Source organism: Xylophilus sp. GW821-FHT01B05 (genome assembly GCA_038961845.1).
Taxonomy (GTDB): domain Bacteria; phylum Pseudomonadota; class Gammaproteobacteria; order Burkholderiales; family Burkholderiaceae_C; genus Xylophilus.
Window position 1 is genome coordinate 2,631,758 of the sequence record CP152408.1, and the last position, 19,991, is coordinate 2,651,748.

Genomic DNA, 19,991 nt, shown 5'->3' on the forward strand with positions numbered 1-19,991 from the left:
AGCGGCCCGGCTTTCTACAATGGGGACATGTTTGTCCACCTGCGCCTGCACACCGAATTCTCCGTCGTCGACGGCACCAACCGTATCGACGAGGTCGTCAAGGCCGCCGCCGCCGACGGCCAGCCGGCGCTTGCCATCACCGATCTCAGCAACCTGTTTGGCGCGATCAAGTTCTACAAAGAGGCGCGCGGCAAGGGCGTCAAGCCGCTGATTGGCGCCGAACTGTTCCTCGAAGGCCTGGGCGCCGACCCGGCCGCGCTGTCGCGGGTCATCGTGCTGGTGCAGAACTGGCAGGGCTACCTGAGCCTGTCCGAACTGCTGGCGCGTGCCTGGACCCAGAACGTGGTCAAGAACCAGGCCGTCTGCAAGCTGGACTGGCTGCGCGAGCTGAACGAGGGCCTGATCCTGCTCGCTGGCGCGCAGGCCGGCCCGGTCGGCCAGGCCCTGGGTCGGCAAGACGCCACCGCCGCCGCAGACGTGGCGCTGCTGCTGGCGGGCATCTTCCCGCACCGCTTCTATCTGGAAATCCAGCGCGCCGGCCGTCCCGCCGACGAAGCCCACGTCACCGCCTGCGTGCAGTTGGCCGCCCGGCTGAACCTGCCGGTGGTGGCCACGCACCCAGTGCAGTTCACCACCGAGGACGACTACGAGGCGCACGAGGCACGCGTCTGTATCTCCGAGGGCGAAATCCTGGCCAACCAGCGCCGGGTACGCAAATTCACCCGCGAGCAGTACTTCAAGAGCGCCGCGCAGATGGAGGCGCTGTTTGCCGACGTGCCCAGCGCCATCGCCAATACGGTGGAGATCGCCCGGCGCTGCAGCATCGTGCTTGACCTGGGCAAGCCGCAGTTGCCGGACTTCCCCACGCCCAATGGCATGCCGATTGCCGAGTACTTCCGCGTCAGCTCCTTCGAAGGGCTGGAGGACCGGCTGGCGCTGCTCTACCCAGACGAGGCCAAACGCGCCGAGCAACGCCCGCGCTACGTCGAGCGGCTGGAGTTCGAGATCAACACCATCCTGAAGATGGGCTTCCCCGGCTACTTCCTGATCGTGGGGGACTTCATCCAGTGGGCCAAGAACAATGGCTGCCCGGTCGGGCCGGGCCGGGGTTCGGGCGCGGGCTCGCTGGTGGCCTACGCGCTGAAGATCACCGACCTCGACCCGCTGGAGTTCAACCTGCTGTTCGAGCGCTTCCTGAACCCGGAGCGGGTGTCCATGCCCGACTTCGACATCGACTTCTGCCAGGGCAACCGCGACCGCGTCATCGACTACGTCAAGGACAAGTACGGCAAGAACGCGGTGAGCCAGATCGCCACCTTCGGCACCATGGCCGCCAAGGCCGCCATCCGCGACGTGGGCCGGGTGATGGACATGAGCTACACCTTCTGCGACGGCATCTCCAAGCTGGTGCCGGGCAAGCCGGGCATGTCCTACACGCTGGCCTACCCGCCCGAGGTCAAGAAGGACGGCGACAAAAACAACTACGCGCTGGAACTGGAGCCCATGCTGTACGAGCGCGTGCGCAAGGAAGAAGACGTCAAGACCATCATCGAGATGGCGCAAAAGCTCGAAGGCATGACCCGCAACATCGGCATGCATGCCGGTGGCGTGCTGATCGCGCCGGGCAAGCTGACCGACTTCTGCCCGCTCTACCAGCAGCCGGGCAGCGACTCGGCGGTGAGCCAGTACGACAAGGACGACGTCGAGGCCATCGGCCTGGTCAAGTTCGACTTCTTGGGCCTGGCCACGCTCACCATCCTGGAGATTGCGCGCGAATTCATCGTCAAGCGCCACAAGGGCCAGGAAGGCTTTGCCTACGAAAAAATCGCGCTGGACGACGCCGCCACCTACCGGCTGTTTGCCGAGGGCAAGACCGAGGCCGTGTTCCAGTTTGAATCCCGCGGCATGCAAGGCATGCTGCGCGACGCCAAGCCGACCCGGCTGGAAGACCTGATCGCACTCAACGCGCTGTACCGCCCAGGCCCGATGGACCTGATCCCCAGCTTCGTGGCGCGCAAGCACGGCCGCGAAGTGGTCGAGTACCCGCACCCGGCCGTGGCCGACATGCTCAGCGAGACCTACGGGATCATGGTCTACCAGGAGCAGGTGATGCAGACCGCGCAGATCCTGGGCGGCTACTCGCTCGGCGGCGCCGACCTGCTGCGCCGCGCCATGGGCAAGAAAAAGCTGGAGGAGATGGCCGAGCACCGCGAGAAATTCCGCGCCGGTGCGCTCGCAACCCACGGCATCACCCAGGACAAGGCCGACGAGGTCTTTGACCTGATGGAGAAGTTCGCGGGCTACGGCTTCAACAAGTCGCATGCCGCCGCCTACTCGCTGCTGGCCTACCACACCGGCTGGCTCAAGGTGCACTACCGGGCGGAGTTCTACTGCGCCAATATGACGGTGGAAATGGACGACACCGACAAGCTCAAGGTGTTGTTCGTGGACGCGCAAAAGCTCGGCATGAGCTTCGAGCCGCCAGACGTGAATCGCGGCAACCACCGCTTCGAGCCAGTCACCGACAAGGTGATCCGCTACGGCCTGGGCGCCGTCAAGGGCACCGGCCAGTCGGCCGTCGAGGCCATCGTTGCAGCCCGCGAGGCGGGCGGCCCCTTCACCAGCCTGTTCGACTTCTGCAACCGGGTAGACCGCCAGCGCATCAACAAGCGCACGGTCGAGGCCTTGATCAAGGCCGGTGCCTTCGACGCCATCCAGCAGAACCGCGCCTCGCTGGTGGCCTCGATCGACCGTGCCTTCGACTACGCGGCGGCCCAGATCGCCAATGCCAACCAGGGCGGCCTGTTCGACATGCTGGGCGACGACGGCCACGGCTCCAGCACCCAGGAGCCCGAGCTGGTGGACGCCACGCCCTGGGGCATCAAGGAGCGGCTGACCTACGAGAAGACGGCGGTCGGCTTCTACCTGTCAGGCCATTTGTTCGACGAAGTAACGCGCGAGGTGCGGCAGTTTGTGCGCCGCCCGATCGAAGACCTGGTCGACAGCCGCGAGCCGCAGATGCTGGCCGGCATCGTGAGCGACCTGCGCGTCATCAATGGCCAGCGCGGCAAGCTGGCGCTGTTCAAGCTGGACGACAAATCCGCCGTGATCGAGGCCACGGCCGACGAAGCCGTGCTCAACGCCAACCGCGCGCTGCTCAAGGACGACGAGCTGGTGATCATCAGCGGCCGGCTGCAGCCCGATCGCTTTACCGGTGGTTTCCGCCTGAGCGTGCAGCAGGTCTGGGACCTGGCCACGGCGCGCTGCCGCTTTGGCAAGTTCCTGCGCGTGGCGGTCAACGGCCGGGCGCCGGATATCCCGCGCCTGGTGCGCGACTTCCCGCCAGTGCGGGAGGCGTCCGAGCAGGGCGAGCTGTTGCGCGGCATGGAAGTGCGCCTGTCGCTGCGGCGCGAGGCCCAAGATATGGGCGCCAGCGTGGATCTCAAGCTCGACGAGCGTGCTTTTTTCTACCCCACCGATGCCGCGCTGGCCAGTTGGACGGCCCAGGCCGACCGCGGGCAGGCCGTCATCGTGTATGAATGAGTCGCAGCAGCGCAGAGCCCTTGAAGTCGCCTGAAAACCACCAATTTCCATGACTGCTGCAGTGCGCAATGCCCCCCGATAGAATGATTTTCATGGCGACCCAAAAACCCACCAAACCCCCGGCATCTCCGGGGACCAAACCCGCCCCGCGCTTTGATGAAGGCGATGCGGTGGTATTGGAGCGGCGGACGCAGAAAGTGCAGCCGCCGCAGATGTACCAGGTGGTCATGCTCAACGACGACTTCACCCCGATGGAGTTCGTCATCGTCGTGATCCAGGAATTCTTCAGTAAAGACCGTGAAACGGCCACCCAGATCATGCTGAAGATCCACCTTGACGGCAGAGGCGTATGCGGCGTTTATTCCCGCGACGTGGCGGCCACCAAGGTGGAACAGGTGATGGAGGCAGCGCAAAAATCTGGTCATCCGCTGCAGTGCGTAAGTGAACCGGTTGAATAAACGCGGCTCCAACCCTAAGTACTGTCTTATTTTCTCAGCAAGGCAAAAGGAAATCTCATGATTGCCCAGGAATTGGAAGTCAGCTTGCACATGGCCTTTGTCGAGGCCCGGCAACAACGCCACGAGTTCATCACCGTGGAACACCTGCTGCTCGCCCTGCTGGATAACCCGAGCGCCGCGGAAGTGCTGCGCGCGTGTTCGGCCAACATCGACGATCTGCGCAAGTCCTTGGCGAATTTCATCAAGGACAACACGCCACAGGTGGCGGGTAACGACGAAGTCGATACCCAGCCCACCCTTGGTTTCCAGCGCGTGATCCAGCGCGCCATCATGCACGTGCAGTCCACGGGCAATGGCAAGAAGGAAGTCACCGGCGCCAACGTGCTGGTGGCGATCTTCGGCGAGAAGGATTCGCATGCCGTCTACTACCTGCACCAGCAGGGCGTGACGCGCCTGGACGTGGTCAACTTCATCGCCCACGGCATCAAGAAGGGCGAGCCGCCAGAGCCCGCCAAGCCGGGCGAGCCGCAGGCCGAGTCCGAGGAATCCGGCGGCGAGAAGAACGAGAAGGCCTCGCCGCTCGAACAATTCACCGTCAACCTGAACCAGCAGGCCAAGGAAGGCAAGATCGACCCGCTGATCGGCCGCGAGTACGAGGTCGAGCGCGTGATCCAGATCCTGTGCCGCCGGCGCAAGAACAACCCGCTGCTGGTGGGTGAGGCCGGCGTGGGCAAGACGGCCATCGCCGAGGGCCTGGCCTGGCGCATCACGCAAAAGGACGTGCCCGAGATCCTGGCCGAGTCCAGCGTGTATTCGCTCGACATGGGCGCGCTGCTGGCCGGCACCAAGTACCGTGGTGATTTCGAGCAGCGCCTGAAGGGCGTGCTCAAGTCGCTCAAGGACAAGCCCAACGCCATCCTGTTCATCGACGAGATCCACACGCTGATCGGCGCCGGTGCGGCCTCGGGTGGCACGCTGGACGCGTCCAACCTGCTCAAGCCGGCGCTCTCCAGCGGCCAGCTCAAGTGCATTGGCGCAACCACCTTCACCGAATACCGTGGCATCTTCGAGAAGGACGCGGCGCTGTCGCGGCGCTTCCAGAAGGTCGACGTGGTCGAGCCCAGCGTGGCCGAGACCATCGAGATCCTGAAGGGCCTGAAGTCGCGCTTCGAAGAGCACCATGGCGTGAAGTACGGCGTGGCAGCCCTGCAGGCCGCGGCGGAACTGAGCGCCAAGTACATCAATGACCGCCACCTGCCCGACAAGGCGATTGACGTGATCGACGAGGCCGGCGCTGCCCAGCGCATCCTGCCGCCGAGCAAGCGCAAGAAGACCATCAGCAAGACCGAGGTCGAGGAAATCGTTGCCAAGATCGCGCGTATTCCGCCGGCCAACGTCAGCAATGACGATCGCGGCAAGCTGCAAACGCTGGAACGCGACCTGAAGAGCGTGGTGTTTGGCCAGGACAAGGCACTCGAAGTGCTGGCATCGGCCGTCAAGATGGCGCGCTCGGGCCTGGGCCGGGGCGACAAGCCGATTGGCTCCTTCCTGTTCAGTGGCCCCACCGGCGTCGGCAAGACCGAAGCCGCCAAGCAGCTCGCCTATATCATGGGCATCGAGCTGATCCGCTTCGACATGTCGGAGTACATGGAGCGCCACGCCGTGAGCCGCTTGATCGGCGCGCCCCCGGGCTATGTCGGCTTTGACCAGGGCGGCCTGCTGACCGAGGCCGTCACCAAGAAGCCGCATGCCGTGCTGCTGCTCGACGAAATCGAGAAGGCGCACCCGGACATCTTCAACGTGCTGCTGCAGGTCATGGACCACGGCACGCTGACGGACAACAACGGGCGCAAGGCCGACTTCCGCAACGTCATCCTGATCATGACGACCAATGCGGGCGCCGAGACCATGAACAAGGCGACCATCGGCTTCACCAACCCGCGTCAGGCGGGCGACGAGATGGCCGACATCAAGCGCCTGTTCACGCCCGAGTTCCGCAACCGGCTGGACGCCATCGTCGGCTTCAAGGCGCTGGACGAGCAGGTCATCCTGCGCGTGGTGGACAAGTTCCTGCTGCAACTCGAGCAGCAACTGGCCGAGAAGAAGGTCGATGTCACCTTCACCGACGTGCTGCGCAAGCACCTGGCGAAGAAGGGCTTCGATCCGCTGATGGGCGCACGCCCGATGCAGCGCCTGATCCAGGACACCATCCGCCGCGCCCTGGCCGACGAGTTGCTGTTCGGACGCCTGCAGGACGGCGGCCGCCTGACGGTGGATCTGGTCGAGAAGGAAGGCGTGCCCGAGCCGGAGGTGGTGCTGGACATCACGCCGCTGCCCAAGCGCGAGCGCTCAGGCTCCACCAAGTCGGAGCCAGCTGAGCCCGAAGAAGCGACGACAGACTGAAGCCCCAGGCGAATAGAAAAACCCCGTGATCTCAACGATCACGGGGCTTTTTCACATTCAGGGCGTTTGCAGCCGCTGCAACAGTTCTGTGCTGGGATACCCATCCGCAGGCAGCCCAACGCTGCGCTGATAACGGCGCAGCGCGTCGCGGGTGCTCGGGCCCATCATGCCGTCGGGTGTGCCGCTGGCGAAGCCGCGCTGGTTCAGGGCGGTTTGCAGGTCACGGACTTGGCTGCGCGTGAGCGCCGACAGGTCGCGCGGCCAGGCGGCTTGCACCGTGGGGTCGCCGTCAATGGCTTGCGCCAGCAGGCCCACGCCAAGGGCGTAGCTGGTCGAATTGTTGTAGCGCAGGATGGCGCGGAAGTTGGGCCCTATCAAAAAGGCCGGCCCGCGCGCGCCAGCAGGCAACAACACCGTGCTGTCGGCAAAGTCCGGCAGCGCCTGGCCGTTCGCGTTGCGCAGGCCTTCAGCGGCCCACTGGGCGCTGGACTGGCGCACGCTGGTGTCGGCACGGCCATAGTCAAAGCCGGCAGGCAGGCGCACCTCCACGCCCCAGGGCTGGCCGGCCTGCCAGCCCGAGCGCGCCAGGTAGTTGGCGGTCGAGGCCATGACATCGGCCATGCTGCCCCAGATGTCGCGCCGGCCATCGCCATCCGCATCCACCGCATAGGCCAGGAAGCTCGACGGCAGGAACTGCGTCTGCCCCATGGCGCCGGCCCAGGAGCCGATCATGTGCGCATGGTCGATATCGCCCTTGTCGATGATCTTGAGCGCGGCCAGCAGCTCGCTGCGCGCCCAGTCCTGGCGCCGGCCCTCGAAGCCCAGCGTGGCCAGGGCGTCGATGGTGGCGATGTCGCCGTAGTTGCTGCCGTAGTTGCTCTCCATGCCCCAGATTGCGACGATGACGCTGGGCGGCACGCCGTAGCGGGCGGCTGCGGCGTCGGCTTGCGCGCGCACCTGCAGCAGCTTGTCCTGGCCCAGGGCCACGCGCTGCGGCGACACGGTGCGGTCGAGGTAGTCCCACACCGTGCGCGTGAATTCAGGCTGGGCGCGGTCCAGTTCGATCACGCGCGGCAGGTAGTGCGCGTCATCAAACGCGTCGCGCAGCGTGGCCTCGCTGATGCCTTGTGCGCGGGCTTGAGCGCGAAAGTCTGCAAGCCAGCGGGCGAAGCCCTGCTCCTGGGCGGCTTCGTCCGCGCTTGGCGGCGCGACCGGTGCAACAGGTGCGGGGGCTGATGGCGCGGCCGGAACGGCGGGCATTGCAGGCGTGGGCTGTGGCGCGGCAGTGGGCTGCGAAGCGCAGCCCGCCAGCGCCAGGGCGATGAGGGCGAGCGCGGTGGGGCGGCGTGACAAGGGCATGAGGCGAAGGTGCATGCGATCCATTGTGCTGCCTTGCATCGGTGCGACGGAAACGCGGGGTTACCGGCGCATCCTAGTGTCGCGTCAAGCCTCAATAGTCGGATAGAGCCTGAGCAACTTGACCCGAGCATCCTCAGAGGTGAACTGCCAGTTGATCTTGGCCTTGAGGTTGTCGCGGCGCTGCTGCCAGGCGGCAACCTCCGAGCGCATGGTCTCGATAGAGTCGATACGCCGGTCCAGGCATTGGCCAATCATCACGTTGAGTTCAATCTCGGCCATGTTGAGCCAACTGCCGTGCTTGGGCGTGTAGACAAACTCGAAGCGATCCCACAATGCCTTGGCCTCTTCGGGCACAAACGTCTCGTAGAGTGCGCCCGCAGTGTGGGTGTTCAAGTTGTCCATGACCAGGGTGATGCGCTGCGCCTCGGGCCAGGCCTGGGCTATTTCCTTGACGAAGTGCGCCCAGTCGGGTTTTGTCTTGCGTTCGGTGACCTGCGTGATGCGCCGTCCCGCCAATGGCTCACAGGCCATGAAGACGTTGCAGTGGCCCTGGCGCTCGTATTCGTAGTCCTCGCGCGCAGGCCGCCCAGGTGCAGCTTCTATCGGCTGGCGCGTCTGGCCTATCAGTTGGCGCGGCGTCTCGTCCATGCACACCACCGGGTGTGCGGGGTCGTAGGGGCGGCAGTAGACGTCAAGCACTTGCTCCATCGCCGCCACGAAGGCCGCGTTGTCCTTGGGCGGGATCACCCAGCCAATCTTGCGCCAGGGCTTGAGTTCGTTTTTTGAAGGGTTTTGCGCACCGTCTCGTGCGACAGGCTGTCTGCGTAGGAGAGCTCGACCGCCCGATCGGCCAGCAGTCGCAGGCTCCAACGGGCGCTGCCCTGCGGAGGCTCGCCGCAGCTCAGGGCGATCAGGCGAGCCTCTAGTGTCCTGAGTTAGAAGTTCGCAAGCAAAATCGCTCGATGCTGGCGAGGATGTCATCAGCGGACTTGGTCCAGTGGAAGGGCTTGGGGTCCGCGTTGTGGATGTCCAGGTACTGCTTGATCGCCTGCTCGAGCTGGCGCGTCGATCGATGGGTGCCGCGGCGGATGCACTTCTCGGTGAGCGTTGCGAACCAGCGCTCAACCTGATTGAGCCAGGATGCCGAGGTGGGCGTGAAGTGCACATGGAACCTCGGATGACGCGCAAACCAGTTGCGAATCGTCTGCGTCTTGTGCGTGCCGTAGTTGTCCATCACGAGGTGCACGTCCAGCCCGCTGGGGACGTTGGCCTCCACGGTGCGCAGGAACTGCAGGAATTCGCTGCTGCGGTGACGCCGGTGCAACTCGCCTATAACTTCGCCGGTCGCAATGTCCAGGGCCGCAAACAAGGTCGTGGTGCCATGGCGCATGTAGTCGTGCGTTCTGCGCTCAGGAATGCCTGAGGCCAACGGCAGCACCGGCTGGGTGCGGTCCAGCGCCTGGATCTGGCTCTTCTCGTCCACGCACAGGACCATGGCCTTGAGGGGCGGGTCCAGGTACAGGCCCACGATGTCGCGCACCTTCTCCACGAATAGCGGGTCGCTGGAGAGCTTGAACGTCTCCTGGCGATGGGGTTGCAATCCGAAGGCGCGCCAGATGCGCGAGACGGCCGTCTGTGACAACCCGGCAGCGCTCGCCATGGTGCGCGTGCTCCAGTGCGTGGCCCCTTCGGGGATTGACTCTAGCGTGCGAGCGATCACCGCATCGACACGTGCGTCATCGATGCTGCGCGGTGCGCCAGTGCGGGGCGCATCCAGCAGCCCCTCCAGGCGCTGCTCAACGAAGCGCGCTCGCCACTTGGAAACCGTCTGGGGCGTGACCCGCTGGCGAGCGGCTACCGCCTTGTTCTCCATCCCCTCGGCGCAGCCCAGCACGATGCGCGCTCGCAAAGCAAGAGCCTGCGCTGTCTTGCGCCGCAGGGTCCATGCCGTGAGTTGTGCGCGCTCCGCCTCGCTGAGCACCAGTTCGCTCTTCGGTCTGCCTCTCATCGTCACCTCGTCGTGTCTGTACACCACTCGAATGAGCGATCCTAGCCGCAATAGTTCAATGAACTTCTAACTCAGGACACTAGAATCCGGCACCAACCCAAGCAAGCCGGGCGTGCCCAACTTTCCTGTCCTCCCTGAAACCGTCAAGGCCGGGCTTTCCATCGCGTGGACGGGCTACATCGTGGTGCTGGCGGTCTGGATCGTGCTGCAGAAGCGCTCCCCGTTGTCGACGCTGAGCTGGATCCTGTCGATGGCGGCGCTGCCGGTGCTGGGTTTTGTGCTGTATTACTTCCTTGGCCCCCAGCGCCTGCGGCGCCAGCGGCTCAAGCGCCTGCGCAGCCAGGCCAATTTCTATGCCAAGGCCGACCTGGACAGCCTGCGCGGCCAGGCCATGCAGGCGCCCAGCCATCTGCGGCAGTTGGGGCAACTGGGCTTGGCGAGCTGCGATATTCCGGTCTCGACCGCCTCCGACGTGCGCCTGTTGGTGGGCGGCGCGCAGACCTTCGAGGCGCTGTTCGATGCGGTGCGCGCGGCCCGCCACCATGTGCACCTGGAGTACTACATCTTCGAGCCCGACGCCATCGGCACCGCGCTGCGCGACCTGCTGGTGGAGAAGGCGCAGCAGGGCGTGGAGGTGCGCCTGCTGGTCGATGCGCTGGGCTCCAAGCGCCTGGGCCTGCGCTTTCTGGCGCCGCTGCGGGGGGCCGGCGGCGAGGTCGGGCTGTTCCATGCCACGCGCATAGGGCGGCGGCTGCGGCCGGTGCTCAACTTTCGCACGCACCGCAAGATCGTGGTCTGCGACGGCCGGGTGGGCTTCACCGGTGGCCTGAACATCACCGACGAGGAGGACGAGCGCAGCCGCCCCGACGCCTACCACGACGTGCACTTGCGGCTGGAGGGCAATGCCGTGCGCTGGCTGCAGACGGTGTTCATGGAGGACTGGGCCTACGCCACGCACGAGCGTCGCCGGCGCACGGCGCAGGAGTTTGCCGAGCTGCTGCCGCCGCCATCGCCGGGCGTGCATGCGGTGCAGATCGTGGGCTCGGGCCCGGACAATGAGCGCGAGGCCATCCATCGCATGGTGGTGGCCGCGATCCACGTTGCGCAGCGGCGCGTGTGGATCACCACGCCGTACTTTGTGCCGGGCCAGCCGGCGCTGATGGCCCTGACCAATGCCGCGCTGCGCGGCGTGGACGTGCGCCTGCTGGTGCCGCTGCGCAGCGACTCGCGGGTGGTGAGTGCCGCGGCGCGCTCTTACTTCGACGAGCTGATCGCCGCGGGCGTCAAGGTCTGGGAGTACCAAGCGTGCATGCTGCATTCCAAGACCATGCTGGTGGACGATGACTGCGGCTTCATTGGCACCGCCAACTTCGACAACCGCAGCTTTCGCCTGAACTACGAGATCTGCGCGCTGGTCTATGGCCCGGCCCTGGCCGTGCCGCTGGGCGCGCAGTTCGAGCGCGACCTGCGCCAGGCGCTGCGCGTGCCGGCGCACCGGCAGCTGTCGTTCCGGCAGCGGCTGGGCGATGCGGCGGCGCGGCTGTTCTCGCCGTTGCTGTAATACTTGCTGCTTTTTCCCTTCCGCAGCATGCGCACCTTTCTCTGGCACGACTACGAAACCTTCGGCGCGGTGCCGCGCCGCGACCGGCCGTCTCAGTTTGCGGCGATTCGCACCGACGCAGACCTGAACGAGGTTGGCGAGCCGCTGATGCTGTACTGCCAGCCGGCGCCGGATTTTTTGCCCAACCCCGAGGCCTGCCTGCTCACCGGCATCACGCCGCAGCTGTGCCTGGAGCGCGGCGTTCCCGAGCATGAATTTGCCGCGCAGATCGAGCAGGCCTTTGCCCAGACCGGCACCATCGGCGTGGGCTACAACACCATCCGCTTTGACGACGAGGTGACGCGCTTCCTGTTCTGGCGCAACCTGATCGACGCCTATGCGCGCGAATGGCAGAACGACTGCGGCCGCTGGGATTTGCTGGACGTCGTGCGGCTGACCTACGCGCTGCGGCCCGAAGGCATCGTCTGGCCCAAGAAAGAAGACGGCAGCCCGAGCTTCAAGCTGGAGCATCTGGCGCGTGCCAACGGCCTGTTGCACGAGGCGGCGCACGATGCGCTGTCTGACGTACGCGCCACCATCGCGCTGGCGCGGCTGATCCGCGACAAGCAGCCGCGCCTGTTCGAGTTTGCGCTGGGCCTGCACAAGAAGGACCGCGTCGCCGCCGAACTGGGCCTGCCCGTCACCGTGCAAAGCGCCAAGCCCTTCCTGCACATATCCGGCATGTTCCCGGCCGAGCGCGGCTGCATTGCTGTGATGTGGCCGCTGGCCCAGCACCCAACCAACAAGAACGAGATCCTGGCCTGGGACCTGGCGCATGACCCGGCTGAGCTGGCAAGGCTCAGCGCCGAGGACATCCGCCTGCGCCTGTTCACCCGCAGCGCCGACCTGCCCGAGGGCATGACGCGGCTGCCTTTGAAGAGCGTGCACCTGAACAAATCGCCCATGGTGGTGGGCAACCTGCGCACCCTCACGCCGCCCATGGTGGCCAAGTGGCAGATCGACATGGACCAGGCCGCGCGCCACGCAGAGGCGGCCCGCAGCCTGCCCGACCTGTCCGCCATCTGGGCCGAGGTGTTCCGCCGCCCGGAGGAGGGCGCGCGCGACGTGGACGAAGACCTCTACGGCGGCTTTGTCGGCAACAACGACCGGCGCGAGCTGAACCATCTGCGCGGCCTATCGCCCACCGGGCTGGCGGCCGCGCGCAGCAGCTTTGCCGACCCACGGCTGGAAGAACTGGTGTTTCGCTACCGCGCCCGCAACTTCCCGGCCACGCTGTCGGCGGAAGAGGCCGAGCGCTGGATGGCGCACCGCGCTGAGCGTTTGCTGGAGGGTGCGGGCGGCGCGTTGGCGGTGGATGATTACTTTGCGCAGATCGACGCGCTGGGGGAAACGGCGGATGAGAGGGGGGAGGGGATTCTGGGGGCGTTGTATGACTACGCGGAAGCGATCGTGCCGGCGGCCTGAGTGCTGCTTGCGACGCCGCACGCCAGTGGCTAGGACGATCGGGTCAAAGCCTTCGCAAGGCGCTGGACGGCAAGGCGATTCAAAAATCACGGCCTTTGCGTCAAAGTTACAGCATCAAGCCCACCGATATTCATCAATAGTTCGATCCTCGTAATATTCCAATTGGTTAGCGATTGGAGTCGGATTTGTTTTGCGCTTGACAATGCCCCTTGAGCGGATAGCAGTTCTAAAATGGTACCAACTCCCCCTTTATAACGGCCACGAGAAATCTCGAATGATTGGGTAGCTATTCGCAAGAGATCATTGGAGAAACCAATATCTCTTTCCATTGCTTCCAATTTCTTTTGACTATCAAGAACAGCGACGGCGACCTTCATTTTTGTGTCGGCCAAATCTAATTCTGCTACATCTCTTTTTGCCTTAGCGATTCCAACTTCAGCATTTCGTGCCCCTCCCTCATACAAAGGGATTTTTATATTTACTCCAATATTTCGCACAATGCTTCTGGTGTCAGAAGGTGGAATGCCATTGATCCGTGTGTTACTTAACGTCGCGACCAGGGAAATAGACGGCCTCCCCTCAGCGATAGTGGACTTAATGTTTGCCTCGGCAGCAGCCAATTGAGACTGAGCAGCCCGGATCTCAGGATGATCGCGCAAACTAACGGTGAGCAATCGCATCAAATCTTCGCCAGCACGTCGATTCGGCGAGGAAAGCTCCAACTCTGACGCCACGATATTCTGTCCAATGGTATCTGAGGCGATGGCCAAAGCATCGCGAGCCTTTTCAAGTTCAAGCTTCGCCTTTGATTCATCAAGAAGACTTTGCTGATAGGCAGTTTCAGCTTGCAATTTATCGGCCAAAGCTCCAACTCCGCCGTTATATTTTGCTGCGGCAACTTCAACACTGTTTTGGGCATTCTTCGTGGCATCTGAATATGCTAGAACCCCGCCCTGTGCGGACACCAAGGTAAAGTACATCTCGGCAGCATCGAATATCACTTGCTGGCTTACGGAATCTTTAAGAAAATTCTCAGAAATTAATAACTCTCTGGCTCTATCAATATTTGATCCCGTTTTCCCAAAGTCTAAAAGCAGCCAACTTAGCGCAAGGCTTTTCACATCATTATTTACGCGAGCAACATAATTCGCAGAAGGAACTTTCTCTTCCGCAAACGACGATCGACCGAATTTCCTTTGCCACTCAAAATCCACCTGTGGGAGTAGAGCCGCTTCGCTAAGTCGAAGCTCTTCTTCACGTTGTCGTATTAGAGCGTAGGCCCGATAAGTTTTTGGATTAATGCATAGATTTCGATAGATAAGATCCATCAATTTTATAGGGCCGCCTAAAATAGACGGGCAGTCATTACGACCGCGCAATGAATTTACTCCAAAAACCCCCTCAGACCGAACATCGGATGCTGCGACCAAAACGACGAATAATCCAATAAGTGCTGCCACTCCAGCTGTAAGGCGGGACATCTATGCCGCCTCTCCAAATGGAATCTTGTGCAATTGATCGTTGCGTGTCTCATCCACGACCTTCCCCATACTTAGGGTCACAACACGATCGGCAGAGGCAATCGTCTCCTGGCGGTGGGCTATTATAATTCTTGTCACTTTAAGATTTTTGATTGCCTCATTTACTTCATTCTCCTTACGAGCATCCAAATGACTAGTTGCCTCGTCTAAAAAAAGTATCTTGGGTTTTTTATAAAGGGCCCGCGCTAACAATACGCGTTGCTTTTGTCCGCCTGAAAGAACAGTGCCCATATCGCCGACCAAAGTATTATATCGCATAGGCATGCGCTCTATATCATCTGCGATCCCTGCCATGGCAGCACAATCCCGTGCAAACTTCTTATCTGGACTGGGGTCGAAAAATGAAATGTTGTCAAATATCGATCCAGCAAAAAGAACATCGTCCTGAAGAACAGTTCCAAACATCTTTCTTATGTTTTCGTCCCCAATGTTTTTTCTATCTTTCCCACCAAAAAATATTTCCCCCTCGTAGGGCCCGAGAACTCCTAGGAGCACATTAATCAGTGTAGTTTTCCCGCATCCAGACGCGCCAACGATAGCGACAGACTCACCGGCTGCTATATCTAGATCAACTCCGTTGAGAATCCATTCTTCTTGGTCCCCATAACGAAAACGTAATTTTCGAACGCCAATGCTGGGCTCAACAATCGAATCATCATCGAAATGACTCAATGATGACTCAGGGCCAGTAAAAACAATATCTGACAGACGGTCTCCATAAAGTCGAAGCATTCTCAGATCGACTACTTTTTCTATAAAGTTCGTCATTCGTGCATCGAATTGAAGTCTGTATGAATTGAATGCCAGCAACGCACCGACGCTAAACGTGCCGTCCAAAACCAGACCCGCTCCAATCCAAATAACAAGAATGGTTTCCAGTGCAATTAGAATTCCTGTGATCGATTTATACAGGAGTTGAATTTTTTGCGACTGAATATCAGAATTAATCTGCTCAGAGAAAATTGCTAGCCAAGACGAGCGACGGATATCTTGGCGTTGGAAGAGCTTAATTGTTTTAATGCCCCTTACTGTTTCCAATAAATGGCTTTGTTGCTTTGCGGCGTGAATAATATGTTCCGCCGAAACAGATTTGAGGGGGGCGTACCAATACCACCTCGCCAATGCATAAAGCGCCATGGTGCAAATAACCACCGCAGCGAGCGGTCGGCTATAAATCAACATCATGATGAGCGTTAGGATGCTCATAAAACCGTCCAGCATGACCTCCAGAGCAGACGTCGTCAGAGTACGTTGAATTTGATCAATCGAACCAAATCTGGAGATCACGTCACCTAAATGCCGCTTCTCAAAATATTGAATGGGCAATTTCAGGAGATGTGAAAATACATTCCCGCGCCATTGAAGGTTTATCGTGGCACCCATCATTGCAAGGGCCCAGCTACGGCCAGCAGAAATTACCTGCTGCATGATCAGTAGCAACCCAAAGCCAATTGCCAGGGTAGTGAGTAAATCTCGATCCGCCGCTACCAGAACGTTATCCACCGTCCATTGCAGGAAAAGTGGGCTTGCCACAGCCATTATTTCTAATGAAATGGCCAGAAGTAGAATTTGAGACAGAAAAAGCCGCAAGCCGTTAAGATGCCCGATTAGCGCGGAAAAACGATATGACTCCACCTTTTTCTGAGGACGAAAGTCTGTACCTGGCCAAAGCTCAAGGGCGACACCAGTAAAACTTCGAGATAGCTCACTGCTGCTGCAAATTCGCTCGCCGAACGCCGGGTCTACTATAACAACTGAATCTGATTTGACCCCTTTTAGGACGACAAAATGATTGAAGTTCCAATGAAGAATACAGGGAAGGCGCAGATGACGAAGGCTTTCCAACTCTGCTTTCACAGGGCGGGCCGCCAGTCCTATTTTTCCCGAAATTTCTATTATATTTGCGAGACTCATGCCTTTCATCGAAACTGAGAATCGCTGCCGTAGCTGGGATAGATCTACGAGAAAGTCGTAGTAGCTAGCCACCATGGCCAAACATGCCAAGCCACATTCGGCTGCTTCCGTTTGCAACACAACGGGAAGCCGCTTGCCTCGACTAAAAATGTCGGGGGCAACCCCCTTAAGAGGCGATGGATTCATTATTTAATTTTCCCCGTTAAGCTATACAGAGGATCTAGAATCCATTCGAAAACTCGTCTTTCCTCTTGGAAAATGTCTGCTTCTAGCAGCATGCCTGCTTGGAGAGGCATCGGTTTTCCATATGCAGTAATTGTTTGCTTTCTAAGTTCTATCAGCACTCGATAAATAGGCTCTTTTTCGCCAATGATGCCATCCGCTTCAGGCACGTCTTCCCGTGGCAACGAGACTCTTGAGACAAATTTGACGGTACCTTCTCCGTGCCTAAATTTTTGATATGGATAGGCCTGATATCGCAAGTTCACCATGTCACCGGCCATGATAAAACCGATGGCTTTGCTTGGAACGAAAAGATGCGCTTGGAGTAACGCGCCCTCAGGAACAATATTCACGAGCGGTCGACTTATCGAGACTTGCTGTCCCAATTCTGCCGTTTCCGCAGCCAGCGTCCCACTTTCTGGCGCAGAAATAGCCAATCCACGCTTTGCTTCGCTTTCGCTGTATTCCTGACTAATAATGGCAATGTCTCGATTCAATTGAGATAATTGATTTTCGTATTTAAGCCTAGCACCAATCAGTTCGCTTTTTTGGAACATCAGTTCTCGACTAACTGATGTTTGGTCACGTTCAACTGTAGTCAGTCGGGATGACTGTTCAATATAATCCTCCTGCTTTTGCTGCAGTTGATCTGCCGATATGTAATCGTTATTGCGAAGGTTTCCATATCGATCTCGTGCAGAAAGTGCCAGCTCTACGCGCCGCTTTTGATTTTCAATTTGAATGACAATCTTTTGAAGCTCCAACTCTAAGCTTTGTATTTTATGTTCAGCTGCGGTTCGTTCTGAGATTTGCAACGCTTTTGTTTTCAAGATTTCATCTTGAAGATTTTGCTTTCTTATTTCGACTTGCTTGCTTATCTCTTTCTGAACATCGCCCCTCGTTCGACTTTGCCTGTCCGCGGTGATGACGTAAAGAATGTCACCTTTCTCTACGTGCTTTCCCTCGGAGGTATATTTCTCGGAGATAACTCCAGGCTGAGCCGCATAAACTTTTATCAGACCGCCCACTGGGACTAATTGGCCAGCGACTGTTGTTCTTTTTGTATAGCTACCGAAAAATAGAAAAATTACAATTGCCAAGGAAAATGCCCCTCCTAATGTCGCAATAACGACCGTCGATATGGGGCGAGGGAAAAATACTGCTCCTAAGTATTGAGGTTGCTGGGAGCGTACCGCTGCTTCACGAAATAAAGGCGTAGATTTCATTGGTTTGAAGGCCAGTGAATTCGAACAACTTTAGAATATTGAATAGATATTTTTTCTCTTGTCGAAGATGACAATGCGATTGAAAAATAGCTTGTTCCCGATGATGTTTAACCAATTTTGACTTGGTGAAGACGAGCTATAAATTTCTGTGACGTCCAAATGCTGGCCTCCGAGCGCAATGCGAAGTTGAACGACCTTGCCATAGACGTCTATATATTCCCCCCATGATGGCAGATTCATCTTCTTATCCGCTTGATCGAATGACCCGCGCGAGAGAATTTTCCACTTCTCTTGTGGCAACGTTATTTCAAACATACTGGTTCCAGTATCAAAAATAGCGACGTCTTTTTGACCTTCCATTTCGAAAGGCAGAACTATCTTGTTATTCAGATGTTTGTACGAGGATAAATATGGATGAAAGGAGCGAAAATAGCGGCCCTCCAATTGGTCAAGCGTCGCAGCAGAAAGAATATAGATTCGTTGCCTTGGATAATCTATGGCGAAGCCTGTGTCACCCAAAAACTCCAAGCCTAGCGTTCCCACAAGGGGGGCGCCGTCATCTTCCGCGTCGTTGGGATTTAAATCCTTTTTGAATGAAAAATTCACTGCTGTTTTAGGAAAATTTCCCTCAAATTTGACATCTAAAGATTCTCTCTCCTCTCCTTGATTGACAAGTCGTGATGTTTTTGATTTTGAATTTTCTGACAGGGCCTTCTCATAGAGGAGATTCTTTGGAACTCCGGTGTCAAATTGGAGCTGAAGACTTTCATTCGTTGACGTATCCCTAAAATGGATCATCATCGCGGCCCGCTCATAGGTGACGCCATGATTTTCAGCCGATGCCCAATCAAAACCGATCCACTTTTCACTTTCAGTCAACCCGTGAAAATATTCCACTTGAGTTTGCGTGATTGACTTCTTATGTTCGTCAGGAACGGCGCAGGCCGTCATGACACTCATTGCAACCATTATAAGTATGAATGTATGTTTTTTGATCATTGTCAGTCAAGGGCTTTTGCTGGGACGAAATTTATTATCTTTTCTTTGCCTGGAAACTGGGTCAATGGACATGCAAGGTCTAACTGAGATAACGTGGAAAATCCACGCATCCATGGACGCAATTTGGAGTTGTCAAGACTAAGACTTCCGTCCGGGTGAATTTCACCAATGTCATTGAAAGACTCATTTAATGCGACGGTACATTTTGCAATTCGACCATTTGCACGGATTAATAGTGAGTTTGGTTTTGCTGCGTAACATATGTATTCACTATGTGTCGAAATTGGAGATAGGCCGCCGTTTCCCGCAATATTGTCAGTTAATCTTTTTACTCTCTCTTCACTATCTTTGTAATCCAACGTCTTTATGGATTCCGCATTGGGCCCTCCGTAATTGGAAATTCTTTTGAGGAATATTTTAAACCTCGAATCCCCGCCAATTATGGTTTGCAATTCACTTAGAAGGGATTCGATTCCACTCAAATTGGTCGGCATAAGATGTAGTCGCAGCGTGATGCTAAATGGGAGATCACTGGCGTGGAGTTCTCTAATGTTTCGCATGATCACGCCATAAGTGCCGCCACCCGATAGAAGTGGCCTGCTTCTGTTGTGTGTCTTCTCATCTCCATCTAGGGATATCTGAAAGTCACTCTGGCCGAGTTCGACTAATCTGCTGGCCGTCTTGAGATTAAGCTTGTACCCATTGGTCGTAATATGTCCTTGTGCGAAATTTACTTTCTTTCCGATACAGGAGTTCTTCGCGTAAGTTGCGATATCTTCTATAATGTCCAAAGCAGCCAGTGGTTCCCCTCCGAACCAGACAAGTCGTAGATGGTCCAACTCGGACACGCGGTGGTCAATAAGATTTTTGATGCCCCTTACCACATCCGGTTTCATTTTGCCAATGCTGAAATCTTCGTAGCAATATGTGCATCTGAAGTTGCATTGCTCCGTAGGAAATATGGTGAGTTCTAAAGCTCTCGTGGTGAGAGCTTTTCTAATTGTTTTTAAGCTGTAACCAGTTTCCATGCCAAGGCCCATTTTTGGTAAATTTAATTGTGAGAGTTCGCGACATATAGTCGCGAACTCGAGTGCTAAACCTTAGGCCTTACATTCGTTGCAGGCATAGAAATTAATAGTTATTCCTGCCATATCATCGGCACTATCGCTGTCTGAACGAAGTCCGCCGGAAACCAATTCCAGCATCGCTGGATCGTCAAGCACTACGATTCGACCATGCGCATCCAGATTGATCGCGTCAACATTCAGCATTTTCTTCATTTCTAACTCCTAA

13 protein-coding genes and 1 pseudogene are annotated in these 19,991 nt (G+C 58.2%); 5 read left to right on the top strand and 9 right to left on the bottom strand.

Going from position 1 to position 19,991, the window contains the following annotated elements:
- Nucleotides 1-27 precede the first annotated feature (27 nt).
- The 3 genes from dnaE to clpA all read left to right on the top strand — a co-directional run bounded on the left by dnaE (nucleotide 28) and on the right by clpA (nucleotide 6,404).
- The gene (gene dnaE, locus AAFF27_12265) at nucleotides 28-3,543 is read left to right on the top strand and encodes a DNA polymerase III subunit alpha (protein XAH25912.1); all 3,516 of its coding nucleotides are present in this window, start codon (nucleotides 28-30) and stop codon (nucleotides 3,541-3,543) included.
- A gap of 83 nt (nucleotides 3,544-3,626) precedes the next feature.
- Nucleotides 3,627-4,001, top strand: a complete 375-nt coding sequence (gene clpS, locus AAFF27_12270) for an ATP-dependent Clp protease adapter ClpS (GenBank protein XAH25913.1) — start codon at nucleotides 3,627-3,629, stop codon at nucleotides 3,999-4,001.
- Nucleotides 4,002-4,058: 57 nt separating this feature from the next.
- Complete coding sequence (gene clpA / locus AAFF27_12275; GenBank protein XAH25914.1) at nucleotides 4,059-6,404, top strand: ATP-dependent Clp protease ATP-binding subunit ClpA; 2,346 nt, start codon at nucleotides 4,059-4,061, stop codon at nucleotides 6,402-6,404.
- 57 nt (nucleotides 6,405-6,461) lie between these two features.
- Here the strand turns inward: clpA and AAFF27_12280 are convergent, their stop codons facing one another.
- From AAFF27_12280 to AAFF27_12290, 3 genes and pseudogenes are all read right to left on the bottom strand, one after another.
- Entirely contained in the window at nucleotides 6,462-7,787 is a 1,326-nt protein-coding gene (locus AAFF27_12280) for a lytic murein transglycosylase (protein ID XAH25915.1), read from the bottom strand.
- A 60-nt stretch (nucleotides 7,788-7,847) separates the two neighbouring features.
- A pseudogene (locus tag AAFF27_12285) lies at nucleotides 7,848-8,689 on the bottom strand (IS630 family transposase).
- The gene (locus tag AAFF27_12290; GenBank protein ID XAH25916.1) at nucleotides 8,686-9,771 is read right to left on the bottom strand and encodes an IS630 family transposase; all 1,086 of its coding nucleotides are present in this window, start codon (nucleotides 9,769-9,771) and stop codon (nucleotides 8,686-8,688) included. Before AAFF27_12290 ends, AAFF27_12285 begins: the two are co-directional and overlap by 4 nt.
- Before the next feature lie 112 nt (nucleotides 9,772-9,883).
- Between AAFF27_12290 and cls the strand changes: the two genes are divergently transcribed.
- On the top strand, nucleotides 9,884-11,332 hold the full coding sequence (gene cls, locus AAFF27_12295) for a cardiolipin synthase (protein XAH25917.1): 1,449 nt from the start codon (nucleotides 9,884-9,886) through the stop codon (nucleotides 11,330-11,332).
- A gap of 27 nt (nucleotides 11,333-11,359) precedes the next feature.
- The gene (gene sbcB / locus AAFF27_12300; protein XAH25918.1) at nucleotides 11,360-12,796 is read left to right on the top strand and encodes an exodeoxyribonuclease I; all 1,437 of its coding nucleotides are present in this window, start codon (nucleotides 11,360-11,362) and stop codon (nucleotides 12,794-12,796) included.
- Between the two features lie 86 nt (nucleotides 12,797-12,882).
- On the opposite strand, the gene AAFF27_12305 is transcribed toward sbcB, so the two are convergent.
- The 6 genes from AAFF27_12305 to AAFF27_12330 form a co-directional block, all read right to left on the bottom strand.
- Complete coding sequence (locus AAFF27_12305) at nucleotides 12,883-14,277, bottom strand: TolC family protein (protein ID XAH25919.1); 1,395 nt, start codon at nucleotides 14,275-14,277, stop codon at nucleotides 12,883-12,885.
- A complete protein-coding gene (locus tag AAFF27_12310; GenBank protein XAH25920.1) occupies nucleotides 14,278-16,437 on the bottom strand; it encodes a peptidase domain-containing ABC transporter in 2,160 nt (719 codons plus the stop codon).
- Nucleotides 16,437-17,699 (bottom strand): HlyD family efflux transporter periplasmic adaptor subunit, encoded by a 1,263-nt coding sequence (locus AAFF27_12315; protein ID XAH25921.1) that lies wholly within the window; start codon nucleotides 17,697-17,699, stop codon nucleotides 16,437-16,439. The genes AAFF27_12310 and AAFF27_12315 overlap by 1 nt, the downstream gene beginning before the upstream one ends.
- Before the next feature lie 30 nt (nucleotides 17,700-17,729).
- On the bottom strand, nucleotides 17,730-18,659 hold the full coding sequence (locus tag AAFF27_12320; protein ID XAH25922.1) for a hypothetical protein: 930 nt from the start codon (nucleotides 18,657-18,659) through the stop codon (nucleotides 17,730-17,732).
- 41 nt (nucleotides 18,660-18,700) lie between these two features.
- Nucleotides 18,701-19,726, bottom strand: coding sequence for a radical SAM protein (locus AAFF27_12325; GenBank protein XAH25923.1), 1,026 nt, complete (start codon nucleotides 19,724-19,726; stop codon nucleotides 18,701-18,703).
- A 72-nt stretch (nucleotides 19,727-19,798) separates the two neighbouring features.
- Nucleotides 19,799-19,978 carry a hypothetical protein gene (locus AAFF27_12330; protein ID XAH25924.1) on the bottom strand — a complete coding sequence of 60 codons (180 nt, stop codon included), beginning with the start codon at nucleotides 19,976-19,978 and terminating at the stop codon, nucleotides 19,799-19,801.
- Nucleotides 19,979-19,991: the final 13 nt, after the last annotated feature.